The organism is Stenotrophomonas sp. PE591, from assembly GCF_018320795.1.
GTDB lineage: Bacteria > Pseudomonadota > Gammaproteobacteria > Xanthomonadales > Xanthomonadaceae > Stenotrophomonas > Stenotrophomonas maltophilia.
In genome coordinates this window covers 1-13,393 of the sequence record NZ_JAAOKO010000012.1, presented here as the reverse complement: position 1 = coordinate 13,393, position 13,393 = coordinate 1, and the positions used below count along the sequence as shown (strand labels likewise).

At 67.1% G+C, this 13,393-nt stretch carries 8 protein-coding genes and 2 pseudogenes; 8 read left to right on the top strand and 2 right to left on the bottom strand.

Annotated features, from left to right (window positions below):
* Nucleotides 1-30: 30 nt before the first annotated feature.
* The 8 genes from JLDANKMP_RS20360 (at nt 31) to JLDANKMP_RS20325 (ending at nt 12,955) form a co-directional block, all read left to right on the top strand.
* On the top strand, nt 31-3,264 hold the full coding sequence (locus tag JLDANKMP_RS20360; RefSeq protein ID WP_212561967.1) for an efflux RND transporter permease subunit: 3,234 nt from the start codon (nt 31-33) through the stop codon (nt 3,262-3,264).
* Between the two features lie 31 nt (nt 3,265-3,295).
* The gene (locus tag JLDANKMP_RS20355; RefSeq protein WP_212561966.1) at nt 3,296-6,418 is read left to right on the top strand and encodes an efflux RND transporter permease subunit; all 3,123 of its coding nucleotides are present in this window, start codon (nt 3,296-3,298) and stop codon (nt 6,416-6,418) included.
* 168 nt (nt 6,419-6,586) lie between these two features.
* A complete protein-coding gene (gene yccS, locus JLDANKMP_RS20350; protein WP_088436488.1) occupies nt 6,587-8,764 on the top strand; it encodes a YccS family putative transporter in 2,178 nt (725 codons plus the stop codon).
* Between the two features lie 156 nt (nt 8,765-8,920).
* Nucleotides 8,921-9,715 carry an SDR family oxidoreductase gene (locus JLDANKMP_RS20345; RefSeq protein ID WP_024958118.1) on the top strand — a complete coding sequence of 265 codons (795 nt, stop codon included), beginning with the start codon at nt 8,921-8,923 and terminating at the stop codon, nt 9,713-9,715.
* A gap of 98 nt (nt 9,716-9,813) precedes the next feature.
* Nucleotides 9,814-11,703 (top strand): MFS transporter, encoded by a 1,890-nt coding sequence (locus JLDANKMP_RS20340; protein ID WP_049461103.1) that lies wholly within the window; start codon nt 9,814-9,816, stop codon nt 11,701-11,703.
* Nucleotides 11,704-11,885: 182 nt separating this feature from the next.
* The gene (locus tag JLDANKMP_RS20335) at nt 11,886-12,173 is read left to right on the top strand and encodes a CD225/dispanin family protein (RefSeq protein ID WP_005411297.1); all 288 of its coding nucleotides are present in this window, start codon (nt 11,886-11,888) and stop codon (nt 12,171-12,173) included.
* 34 nt (nt 12,174-12,207) lie between these two features.
* Complete coding sequence (locus JLDANKMP_RS20330; RefSeq protein ID WP_005411298.1) at nt 12,208-12,486, top strand: CD225/dispanin family protein; 279 nt, start codon at nt 12,208-12,210, stop codon at nt 12,484-12,486.
* Between the two features lie 43 nt (nt 12,487-12,529).
* A complete protein-coding gene (locus JLDANKMP_RS20325) occupies nt 12,530-12,955 on the top strand; it encodes a DUF2752 domain-containing protein (protein ID WP_005411299.1) in 426 nt (141 codons plus the stop codon).
* A 178-nt stretch (nt 12,956-13,133) separates the two neighbouring features.
* Here the strand turns inward: JLDANKMP_RS20325 and JLDANKMP_RS20320 are convergent.
* A pseudogene (locus JLDANKMP_RS20320) lies at nt 13,134-13,307 on the bottom strand (IS3 family transposase); the annotation flags it as partial.
* A pseudogene (locus JLDANKMP_RS22370) lies at nt 13,284-13,393 on the bottom strand (integrase core domain-containing protein); the annotation flags it as partial. The pseudogenes JLDANKMP_RS20320 and JLDANKMP_RS22370, both read right to left, overlap by 24 nt.

Here is a 13,393-nt window from a genome sequence, read left to right as displayed (position 1 = left end):
CGACATTGAAGTGCCAGCAAGGATCAGTCCGTGGGCTTTTCGACGATCTTCATCCGCCGCCCGATCGCTACCTCGCTGTTGATGGCGGGCCTGTTGCTGCTGGGCATCCTCGGTTACCGCAAGCTGCCGGTGTCGGCGCTGCCGGAAATCGATGCGCCCAGCCTGGTGGTCACCACCCAGTACCCCGGCGCCAACGCCACCACCATGGCCTCGCTGGTCACCACGCCGCTGGAGCGCCAGTTCGGCCAGATCTCCGGGCTGGAGCTGATGACCTCCGACTCGTCGGCTGGCTTGTCCACGATCATCCTGCAGTTCTCGATGGACCGCGACATCGACATCGCCGCGCAGGACGTGCAGGCGGCGATCCGCCAGGCCACCCTGCCCTCGTCGCTGCCCTACCAGCCGGTCTACAACCGGGTGAACCCGGCCGACGCGGCCATCGTCACCCTGAAACTGACCTCTGACACGCGCCCGCTGCGCGACGTCAACAATTACGCCGACTCGATCCTGGCCCAGCGCCTGTCGCAGGTGCAGGGCGTCGGCCTGGTCTCGATTGCCGGCAACGTGCGCCCGGCCGTGCGCATCCAGGTCAATCCGGCGCAGCTGTCGAACATGGGCCTGACCCTGGAACAGCTGCGCAGCGCGCTCACCCAGGCCAACGTCAATGCGCCCAAGGGCTCGTTGAACGGCAAGACGCAGTCCTACAGCATTGGCACCAACGACCAGCTGGCCAGCGCCGCCGAGTACCGCGACACCATCATCAGCTACAAGAACGGCCGCCCGGTGCGGCTGTCCGACGTGGCCGAGGTGGTCGACGGCGTGGAGAACGACCAGCTGGCGGCCTGGGCCGATGGCAAGCCGGCGGTGCTGCTGGAAGTGCGCCGCCAGCCGGGCGCCAACATCGTGCAGACCGTCGAGCGCATCCGCGCGATCCTGCCGCAGCTGCAGGGCGTGCTGCCGGCCGACGTGCACCTGGAGATCTTCAACGACCGCACCGAGACCATCCGCGCCTCGGTGCATGAAGTGCAGTTCACCCTGATCCTCACCATCGGCCTGGTGGTGGCGGTGATCTTCGTGTTCCTGCGCCGGCTGTGGGCCACCATCATCCCCTCGGTGGCGGTGCCGCTGTCGCTGGCCGGCACCTTCGCGGTGATGGCCTTTGCCGGCATGTCGCTGGACAACCTGTCGCTGATGGCGCTGGTGGTGGCCACCGGCTTCGTGGTCGACGATGCGATCGTGATGATCGAGAACATCGTCCGCTACATCGAACAGGGCAAGAGTGGCAAGGAAGCGGCCGAGATCGGCGCACGCCAGATCGGCTTCACCGTGCTGTCGCTGACGGTCTCGCTGGTGGCGGTGTTCCTGCCGCTGCTGCTGATGCCTGGCGTCACCGGCCGCCTGTTCCACGAGTTCGCCTGGGTGCTGAGCATCGCCGTGATGCTGTCGATGCTGATCTCGCTGACGCTGACCCCGATGATGTGCGCCTACCTGCTCAAGCCCGACGCCCTGCCCGAGGGCGAGGATGCACATGAGCGCGCAGCGGCGGCCGGCAAGCAGAACCTGTGGACGCGCACCGTCGGCCTGTACGAGCACAGCCTGGACTGGGTGCTGGGCCACCAGCGCCTGACCCTGGCCGTGGCCGGTGGCGCGCTGGTACTGACCGTGCTGCTGTACGTGCTGATTCCCAAGGGGCTGCTGCCCGAGCAGGACACCGGCCTGATCACCGGCGTGGTGCAGGCCGACCAGAACATCGCTTTCCCGCAGATGGAACAGCGCACAAGGCAGGTTGCCGAAGCGCTGCGCCAGGATCCGGACGTGACCGGCGTGTCGGCGTTCATCGGTGCCGGCAGCATGAACCCCACGCTCAACCAGGGCCAGCTGTCGATCGTGCTGAAGGAGCGCAGCCAGCGTGATGGCCTGGATGAGATCCTGCCGCGCCTGCAGAAGGCGGTAGCCGGTATTCCGGGCGTGGCCCTGTACCTGAAACCGGTGCAGGACGTGACCCTCGATACCCGCGTGGCCGCCACCGAATACCAGTACTCGCTGTCGGACGTGGACAGCGCCGAAGTGGCCACGCAGGCCACGCGCCTGACCGAAGCGCTGCGCAAGCGCCCGGAACTGGCCGACGTGGACAACAACCTGTCCAACCAGGGCCGCGCGCTTGAACTGAACATCGACCGCGACAAGGCCAGTGTGCTGGGCGTGCCGATGCAGACCATCGACGACACGCTCTACGATGCGTTCGGCCAGCGCCAGATCTCGACCATCTTCACCGAACTCAACCAGTATCGGGTTGTGCTGGAAGTGGCGCCGGAGTTCCGTACCAGCACCGCGCTGATGGAACAGCTGGCCGTGGCTTCCAACGGCGCCGGCGCGCTGACCGGCACCAATGCCACCAGCTTCGGCCAGGTCACCTCGTCCAACTCGTCCACCGCCACCGGCATCGGCGCGCAGAACACCGGCATCACGGTCGGCGCCGGCAACATCATTCCGCTGTCGGCGCTGGCCGAAGGCAAGGTCAGCAGTGCGCCGCTGGTGGTCAGCCACCAGCAGCAGCTGCCGGCAGTGACGGTCTCGTTCAACGTGGCGCCGGGCTATTCGCTGTCCGAAGCGGTGCGTGCGATCCAGGAGACCAAGGACAGTCTGGACATGCCGGCACACCTGCATGCCGAGTTCATCGGCAAGGCCGCCGAATTCACCGGCAGCCAGACCGATGTGGTGTGGCTGCTGCTGGCCTCGCTGGTGGTGATCTACATCGTGCTCGGCGTGCTCTACGAGAGCTACATCCACCCGATCACGATCATCTCCACGCTGCCACCGGCCGGCGTCGGCGCGCTGCTGGCGCTGATGCTGTGCGGGCTGAGCCTGTCGGTGGACGGCATCGTCGGCATCGTGCTGCTGATCGGCATCGTCAAGAAGAACGGCATCATGATGGTGGACTTCGCAATCGAGGCGCGTCGCGCCGGTGCCAACGCGCATGAAGCGATCCGCCGCGCCTGCCTGCTGCGCTTCCGCCCGATCATGATGACCACCGCCGCGGCAATGCTCGGCGCACTGCCGCTGGCGCTGGGCACCGGCATCGGCTCGGAGCTGCGCCGCCCGCTGGGCATCGCCATCGTCGGCGGCCTGCTGCTGTCGCAGCTGGTCACGCTGTACACGACGCCGGTGATCTACCTGTACATGGAACGCTTCTCCGAGTGGCTGGCGCGCCGCCGCGAGCAGCGCGCACTGCGCAACGGTTCGCTGCAGGAGCCGCAGGCATGATCCACGCCCCGCTGCTGCGGTGGGCCGCACGATGAACCTGTCCGGCCCCTTCATCCGCCGCCCGATCGGCACCGCGCTGCTGGCGATCGGCCTGTTCATGGTCGGCCTGATCTGCTACCTGCGCCTGGGCGTATCGGCACTGCCGAACATCGAGATCCCGGTGATCTTCGTGCACGCCAGCCAGTCCGGCGCGGATGCGGCGACCATGGCCTCGACAGTCACCGCGCCGCTGGAGCGCCACCTCGGCCAGCTGCCGGGCATCGAACGCATGCGCTCGTCGAGCTCGGAAGGCAGCTCGCTGGTGTTCATGATCTTCCAGAGCGGCCACAACATCGATTCGGCCGCGCTGGACGTGCAGACCGCGATCAACTCGGCGCAGGCCGACCTGCCTTCGGGCATGGGCTCGCCGATGTACCAGAAGGCGAATCCGAACGACGACCCGGTCATCGCCATCGCGCTGACCTCGCAGACGCAGTCGGCCGACGAGCTGTACAACGTCGCCGACTCGCTGCTGGCCCAGCGCATCCGCCAGATCAGCGGCGTTGCTTCGGTCGACATCGCTGGCGCTTCGACGCCGGCGGTGCGTGTGGACGTCAACCTGCGCCTGATGAACGCGCTCGGCCTGACCGCCGATGACCTGCGCAACGCCGTGCGCGCGGCCAACGTGACCTCGCCCACCGGCTTCCTCAGCGACGGCAACACCACTACCGCGATCATCGCCAACGACTCGGTGGCGCGTGCCGCCGACTTCGCCGACCTGGTGGTCAAGACCCAGGGCGATGGCCGGGTGATCCGCCTGAAGGACATCGCCAACGTCTACGACGGCCAGCAGGATGCCTACCAGGCCGCGTGGTTCGACCACAAACCGGCGGTGGTGATGTACGTGTTCACCCGTGCCGGCGCCAACATCGTGGAGACCGTGGACCGGGTCAAGGCGCAGATCCCGACCCTGCGCGATTACCTGCAGCCCGGCACCACGATGACGCCGTACTTCGACCGTACGCCGACCATCCGCTCGTCGCTGCATGAAGTGCAGATCACCCTGCTGATCAGCCTGGCGATGGTGGTGCTGACCATGGCGCTGTTCCTGCGCCGGCTGGCACCCACGCTGATCGCCGCGGTGACCGTGCCGCTGTCGCTGGCCGGTGCCGCGCTGGTGATGTACGTGATGGGCTTCACCCTGAACAACCTGAGCCTGCTGGCGCTGGTGATCGCGATCGGCTTCGTGGTCGACGATGCGATCGTGGTGATCGAGAACATCATGCGCCACCTCGACGAAGGCATGCCGCGGATGCAGGCGGCGCTCACCGGCGCGCGCGAGATCGGCTTTACCATCGTCTCGATCACCGCCTCGCTGGTGGCGGTGTTCATCCCGCTCCTGTTCGCCAGCGGCATGATGGGTGCGTTCTTCCGCGAATTCACCGTCACCCTGGTGGCGGCCATCGTGGTCTCGATGATCGTTTCGCTGACGCTGACTCCGGCGCTGTGCAGCCGGTTCCTCAGCGCGCACGACCACAGCGCGCCGCCGTCGCGCTTCGGCCGCTGGCTGGATGCCGGCCATGAGCGCATGCTTCGCATCTACACGGTCTTCCTCGACTTCTCGCTGCGCCACGCGCTGCTGATGTCGCTGACCCCGCTGATCCTGATCGGCGCCACCGTCTTCCTGTTCGGCGCAGTAAAAAAGGGCGCGTTCCCGCCGCAGGACACCGGCCTGATCTGGGGCCGCGCCAATTCCAGCGCCACGGTGTCCTTCGAGGACATGGTCGCCCGCCAGCGCCGCATCACCGACATGCTGATGGCCGACCCCGCGGTGAAGACCGTGGGCGTGCGCCTGGGCAGCGGCCGCCAGGGCTCCAGCGCACAGTTCAACATCGAGCTGAAGTCGCGCAGCGATGGCCGTCGCGAGACCACGGCGCACGCACTCGCACGGCTGAGTGCCAAGGCCGACCGCTACCCCGACCTGCAGCTGCGCCTGCGCGCGATCCAGGATCTGCCCAGCAACGATGGCGGCGGTTCCAGCCAGGGCGCGCAGTACCGCATCTCGCTGCAGGGCAACGACCTGGCATCGCTGCAGGAATGGCTGCCCAAGCTGCAGGCGGAGCTGAAGAAGAACCCCAAGCTGCGCGATGTCGGTACCGACGTGGACAACGCCGGCCTGCGCCAGAACATTCAGATCGACCGCGCCAAGGCCGCACGCCTGGGTATCACCGTGGGTGCCATCGACGGTGCGCTGTACGGTGCGTTCGGCCAGCGCCAGATCTCCACCATCTATTCGGACATCAACCAGTACAGCGTGGTGGTCAACGCCCTGCCCTCGCAGACCGCCACCCCCGCCGCGCTGGACGAGGTGTACGTACGTGCGCGCAATGGCGACATGGTGCCGATCACCGCGGTGGCCACGCAGATGCCCGGCCTGGCCCCGTCGCAGATCACCCACGAGAACCAGTACACGACGATGGACCTCAGCTACAACCTGGCTCCGAACGTGAGCATGGGTGAGGCCAAGGCGATCATCGACGCGACCGTGGCCGGCATGCGCATGCCTGGTGACATCCGCCTGGCCGATGATGCGGGCTTCGGCTTCAACTCCGACCCCAGCGACATGCTGATCCTGGTGTTCGCCGCGATCCTGACCGTGTACCTGGTGCTGGGCATGCTGTACGAGAGCCTGATCCACCCGGTCACCATCCTGTCCACGCTGCCGGCGGCGGGCGTGGGTGCACTGCTCGCGTTGTTCGGCACCAACACCGAGTTGTCGGTGATCTCGATGATCGCGCTGGTGCTGTTGATCGGCATCGTCAAGAAGAACGCGATCATGATGATCGACTTCGCGCTGGTGGCGCAGCGCGAGCATGGCCTGGCACCGCGCGATGCCGCGCGCGAGGCCAGCATCGTGCGCTTCCGCCCGATCATGATGACCACGATGGTGGCGATCCTGGCGGCGGTGCCGCTGGCGATCGGCCTGGGCGAAGGCTCCGAACTGCGCCGCCCGCTGGGCATCGCGATGATCGGCGGCCTGCTGTTCTCGCAGAGCCTGACCCTGCTCAGCACGCCAGCGCTGTACGTGATCTTCTCGTGCCTGGCCGAACGCTGGCGGGCCCGTCGCGCGCGCAAGCGCGAAGCGAAGCTGCTCAAGCGCGCGCAGCGTGCGTAGAACGGCCCATCCACGCATGGCGTGGATCTAAGGGTAGAGCCGGCCGCTGGCCGGCTTTCTCGGTACGGCAAATCTGCCGGCCAGCGGCCGGCACTACCGCGGTGGTCCGCCCTCCATATTTCACGCGCACCCCGCAATAATGGTGGGAGATCCTTCCGCCGAGCCTGCATGCCCGCCCGCCAATCCCGCCTCAGCCGCCTGTGGGCCCACGAGAAGGCCAGTTACGGCCTGCGCGTGTTCATCGCCCTGACCGCAGCGCTTGCCGTGTGCTGGCAGCTGGATGCGCTGACCGCCCTGCCCGGCGTTTTCCTCGGCATCATCGCCAGCGCCATCGCCGAGACCGACGACAACTGGTGGGGCCGGACCAAGGCGGTGGCGCTGTCGCTGCTGTGTTTCTGCATCGCTGCGGCGTCGGTGATCTGGCTGTTCCCCTGGCCGTGGATCTTCATCGGCGCGCTGGCACTGTCCACCTTCTGCCTGACCCTGCTGGGCGCGCTCGGCGAGCGCTACGCATCCATCGCCCAGGCCACGGTAACGCTGGCGATCTACACGATGATCGGGCTGGAGCAGCACGGTGCCAGCGACCTGCACACCGCGCTGCAAGCGGTCAGCCACCTGCTGGCGGGCGCCGTCTGGTACGGACTGCTGTCGATCCTGTGGACCGCACTGTTCGCCAACCGACCGGTGCGCGAGCGCGTGGCGCGGCTTTACATCGAGCTGGGCCGCTACCTGCAGCTGAAGGCCGCCCTGTTCGAACCGGTACGTGAGGCCGACCTGCAACGCCGCCAGCTCGACCTGGCCGAGCAGAACCGGCGCGTGGTCGGCGCGTTGAACGAGGCCAAGACCGCGATTCTCGCCCGCTTCGGCCGTTCCGGGCGGCCGGGCGTGAACTCCGGCCTGTACCTGCGCCTCTATTACATGGCACAGGATTTCCACGAGCGCGCCAGTTCCTCGCACTACCCGTACGGCGCCCTGGTCGATGCGTTCTTCCACAGCGACGTGCTGTACCGCTGCCAGCGCCTGCTCGATCTTCAGGGCCAGGCCTGCGCGCGCCTGGGCGAGGCGATCCGCCTGCGCCGCCCGTTCGTGTATGGCGAAACCAACCAGCAGGCCGGGCGCGACCTGGCCGATGCGCTGGCCTACCTGCGCGACCAGCAGCGCCCGCAGTGGCAGCGCCTGCTGGGTTCGCTGGACCTGCTGGTGCACAACCTGCGCAGCATCGAACGCCGCCTGCTGGACGCCGAACGCTCCGAGGCCAGCCTCGACAATGTCGATACGCGCCTGCGCGACAGCAACCCGCATACCCTGCGCGAGATGGGCGTGCGCGTGCGCCAGCAGCTCACGCCCGGCTCGGTCCTGTTCCGCCACGGCCTGCGCATGGCATTGGCGCTGATCGCCGGTTTCGCCGCGATCCGCCTGTTCAATGCGCAGAACGGCTCGTGGGTGCTGCTGACCATCGTATTCGTGTGCCGGCCCAACTTCGGCGCCACCCGCCAACGCCTGGCGCAGCGCATCGTCGGCACCGTGGCGGGCCTCGTGCTCACCTGGGCGCTGCTGCAGTTGTTCCCGCAACTGCACGTGCAGCTGCTGATCGCGCTGCTGTCGGCGCTGCTGTTCTTCTTCACCCGCACCGACCGCTACCTGGTGGCATCGGCGGCGATCACGGTGATGGCCCTGACCTGCTTCAACCTGATCGGCGATGGCTTCGTGCTGATCGTGCCGCGCATGGTCGACACGCTGCTGGGCTGCGCGATTGCCGCTGCCGCCGCGTTCCTGATCCTGCCCGACTGGCAGGGCCGCCAGCTGCACCTTGTGCTGGCGCGGGTGCTGGATACCGCCGCGCGCTACCTGGATTCGGTGCTGGGCCAGTACCGCAGCGGCATGCGCGATGACCTGGCCTACCGCATCGCCCGCCGCGACATGCACAACGCCGACGCCGCGCTGTCCACCGCGCTGTCGAACATGCTGCGCGAACCCGGTCATGTGCGCCGCAACCTGGATGCCGGCTTCCACTTCCTGGCGCTCTCCAACACGCTGCTTGGGCACTTGTCGGCGCTGGGTGCACACCGCGACCAGGTGGACAGCTACGCCGGCGATCCGCTGGCCTTGGCCGCCGGTGAGCGCGTGCGGAAAGCGCTGCAGCAGCTGGCCTCGGCCCTCACCGCACGGCGGCCGGTCAGCGAGGACGACAACGACGCCGACCGCGCGGTGGCGGCCGAGCTGGAGCAGATCGACGAGGCGATGCCGGCGAAGCTGCAGTTGATCCGCACCCAGATGGCGCTGGTGCTGCGGATGCTGCCGAAGATGCGGGCGGCGGCCAATGAGGCGGTGCGCACGCTCACCTGAAGGCCGGCGCCGGGCATGGCCTGGCGCGGCCCGCAGTCCATCCACGCATGACATTGATCTACTGCACCGTGTGCAACCGTGTGTTGCGCCTGGCGCTGCATCCCGATCACGGTCCTGCGCGGATACTGGGTGATCCCCTGCTCCTGGACTCCCCCCATGAAGATCGAACTCGCCGGCCGCACCGCGCTCGTTACCGCTTCCACCGCCGGCATCGGCCTGGCGATCGCCCAGGGTCTTGCCGCGGCGGGTGCGCGGGTCATTCTCAACGGCCGCAGCACCGACAGTGTCGAACGCGCCCGCCAGCGCCTGCTCGCCACCGTTCCAGGTGCCGAGGTGATCGGCGTCGCCGCCGACCTTTCCGATGCAGCCGGTGTCGATGTGCTGCTGGCCGGCCTGCCCAAGGTCGACATCCTGGTCAACAACGCCGGCATCTTCGGCCCCGAGGACTTCTTCGAGACCGAAGACGCCACCTGGGAGCGCTACTGGCAGACCAACGTGATGTCCGGCGTGCGCCTGTCGCGTGCGCTGCTGCCGGCGATGGTCGACGCCGGCTGGGGCCGCGTGCTGTTCATCTCCTCCGAATCGGCACGCAACATTCCCGCCGACATGATCCATTACGGCGTCAGCAAGACCGCGCAGCTGTCGCTGTCGCGCGGCCTGGCCAAGCGCGTGGCCGGCAGTGGCGTCACCGTCAACGCGGTGCTGCCCGGCCCGACCCTGTCCGACGGTTTCGCGGCGATGTTCGAAGATGAACGCCAGCGCAGCGGCAAGCCGCTGGAGCAGATCGGCCGCGAGTTCGTGATGGCACACCGGCCGTCTTCGGTGATCCAGCGCACCGCCACGGTCGAGGAAGTAGCCAACATGGTGGTGTACCTGGCATCGCCGCAGGCTTCGGCCACCTCCGGTGCAGCACTGCGCGTGGACGGCGGCGTGGTCGACGATATCGTCTGAGACCATCGACAGGTGTGCGGACCAACGGTCCGCACCCACAGGTCCGCACCCACAGCGGATAGGCAGGAATGCTAGGCTGCGCCGGTCAAGGAGGTTCCATGTCCGGTCACAACCAGTTCGCCCTGCTGCGCCAGCGCCGTTTCCTGCCGTTCTTCGTCGTCCAGGCGCTGGGTGCGTTCAACGACAACGTGTACCGGCAGGCGATCATCAGCATGTTGCTGTTCATGGCCGTGCCGGAGGAAGAACTGGGGCTGTACGCCACGCTGGCACCGGCCATCTTCATCCTGCCGTACTTCCTGTTCTCGGCACTGGCCGGGCAGATCGCCGACAAGCTGGAAAAATCGCGACTGATCGTGATCACCACCACCATGGAGATCGTGATCATGTCGCTGGCGGCAACCGGCTTCCTCACCCAGAGCCTGCCGGTGCTGCTGGTCGCCTTGTTCTGCACCGGCATGCAGTCAACCCTGTTCGGCCCGGTGAAGTACTCGGTGCTGCCCTCGGTGCTCAAGCCCGAAGAGCTGACCGGCGGCAACGGCCTGGTCGAGATGGGCACCTCGATGTCGATCCTGTCCGGCATGATCGTCGGCGGCCTGGTGTTCACCGTCGCCGGCAGCCATGGCACGGTGGTGGCCGCGTGCGCGATCATCGCGCTGGCGATCTGCGGCAACATCGCCGCCCGCCTGATTCCCAAGGTCGATGCCGGCGACCCGAACCTGAAGATCAACTGGAACCCGCTGCCGGAATCGCTGGCGGTGCTGCGCATGGCGCGCCAGCAGAAGGCGGTGCGCAATTCAATCCTGGGCGTGTCCTGGTTCTGGTTCGTCGGCACCGTGCTGACCTCGCAGCTGCCGGCCTATGCGGTGACCAACCTCGGCGGCGAACCGACGCTGTATATCTTTGCCCTGGCCCTGTTCTCGGTCGGCACCGGCGTTGGCTCGCTGCTGTGCGAGAAGCTGTCGGCGCGCACGGTGGAAATCGGTCTGGTGCCGCTGGGTGCGTTCGGCATGACCGCGTTCCTGCTCGACCTGTACTTCGCGCGCAGCGGCGAGGCCACGGCGCACGGGTTGACCATCGGCACCTTCCTGCAGCAGCCCGGCAGCATCCGCATCGTCATCGACCTGATCGGCATCGGCCTGTTCACCGGTATCTTCGTGGTGCCATTGTTCGCGCTGATCCAGAGCCGCACGCCGAAGGCGCAGATGTCGCGCGTGTTCGCCGCACTGAACATCCAGAATTCCGGCTTCATCGTCGGCGCAGCCCTGTTGTCGCTGGCCGCGCACAAGCTGCTGCACTGGACCATCCCGCAGCAGTTCCTGGCGCTGGCCATCGCCAACGCGCTGGTGGCGATCTACATCTTCACCATCGTCCCCGAATTCCTGATGCGCTTCCTCAGCTGGCTGATGGTGCGCACCCTGTACCGCCTGCGCCCGCACGGCATCGAAGCCAACGTGCCCGACGAAGGTGCCGCGCTGCTGGTCTGCAACCATGTCAGCTACATGGACGCACTGATCCTGTCGGCGACGATTCCGCGTCCGGTGCGCTTCGTCATGTACTACAGGATCTTCAACATCCCGGTGATGCGCTGGATCTTCCGTACCGCCAAGGCGATCCCGATCGCCGGTGCGCGCGAAGACCCGGCGCTGATGCAGCGCGCGTTCGATGACATCGACGCCGCGTTGGCCGAAGGCGAGCTGGTCTGCATCTTCCCGGAAGGCGCACTGACCAGGGATGGTGCAATCGCCCCGTTCAAGTCCGGCGTCGAGAAGATCCTCGAACGGCGGCCGGTGCCGGTGGTGCCGATGGCCCTGCGCGGCATGTGGTCGAGCATGTGGAGCCGGCGCGACAGCCGCCTCGGCCGCATGCGGGTGCCGCGCCGTTTCCGAGCCACCGTCGAGGTGGTGGCGGCACCGTCCATGGACGGCCACACCACCAACGCCCAGGCGCTGGAAGCCCAGGTGCGGGCCCTGCGCGGCGATCACGCCTGACAGAATCGGACTGACAGGCAGGCCCGGCAACCTCCCCCGCATACGCCACCGTCCAGTGGCGAACACGACATGCCGTGCGTGTAAACGCATACATGCAACGCCGGTTGCGGTAGATTACGCACCCACAGGGGGGAGGTTCGGCCGATTCACCAAGGCCGGCCACCAAGGAATGGAGTCTCGCTTTGAATCAACCACCACCGCTCAGCCGTCCGGTCTACATCCCCAACCATCTGGTCTGGGCGATCCTGACGACGCTGTTCTGCTGCCTGCCGTTGGGCGTGGTGTCGATCGTCTATGCCTCCCAGGTCGATGGCCGCCGCGCGGCTGGCGATCTGCCGGGGGCCTACAGCGCGTCGCGCAAGGCGGGCTGGTGGGCAGTGGCTTCGGCCGTGGCCCTGCCGGTCCTGTTGCTGTTGTGGCTCGGGCTGTTCGGCGGCTTGGCCGTACTGGGCGCTCTTTCCGACCAATGATTCACCACCACCACCCATCAAGGAGCTTGAACCCATGAATACCGCTACTCCGCAGGTCCCGAACAACCTGGTCTGGGCCATCCTGACCACCCTGTTCTGCTGCCTGCCGGCCGGCATCGTGTCGATCGTCTACGCCGCACAGGTCAACGGCAAGCTGGCCGCTGGCGACATCGCCGGCGCCCAGGACTCCGCCGCCAAGGCCAAGAAGTGGGCCATCTGGTCGGCCATTGCCTGGGCCGTGCTGGTCGTGCTGTACGTGCTGTTCTTCGTCGTGCTCGGCGGCATGGGCGCGATGAGCAACAGCGGCTACTGATACGCCTGGACGGATCCGGCGCCTGCGCCGGATCCGTTGTTGCATGTCCGCGCTTCCCGCTCGTTCCCGACTCGCCCGCTGGGCACCGCTGCTGGCTTCCGCCGGCCTGGCCGTGGGTGCCACGGTGGTGCTGCGCAACGTCAATCCGTATGTCGCCGGCAATCCACTGCCGAGCTGCCCGCTGTACGCCCTGACCGGCCTGTACTGCCCGGGCTGTGGCAGCACGCGCTGCCTGTATTCCCTGGTCCACTTCGACCTGCCCGGCGCGATGGCGATGAACCCGCTGCTGGTCATCAGCCTGCCGTTCCTGTTGCTGATGCTGCTGAACATCGCCGGCATCCGCCCACGCGTGCTCGACCCGCTGATGCGGGTGCTGGCCAATCCTGTGTTCTGGCTCTGGGTGCTGCCCGGGTATGCGCTGCTGCGCAACCTGCCGTGGGCACCGTTCACTGCACTGGCACCGATCTAGGTTTCCAGCCAACGGCGCAGCCCCTCGTGGTGGGCGGCGTTTGAAGGCAGAAGCCTTGGGGTTGGCCGGGCGGGATGGGTTTGCGGGGGACGCCGTGAATCCGTCCGTGGAGGCTTGGCCGCGGCATCCATGCCGCGGACTGATCTGGCCCCCTGAAAACGGACGCCATGAAGCCGTTTCAGGCGGCAGCCCGGAGCTGCCGGGCGTAGTTGTTAGGCGAGTGGTAGCCCAGCGCCGAGTGTAGCCGGGCTGGATTGTAGAAGCCGTGGATGTAAGCAGCGATGGACTGGCTGGCTTGTTCCCTACTGGCGTAAGGCTCGGCAGCCTCTTCTGTCTTGAGCGTCGCAAAGAAGCTCTCGGCCACCGCGTTGTCCCAGCAATTGCCAGGCCGGCTCATGCTTTGGACCACGTCATGGGACTGCAGCAGCTGGCGAAACT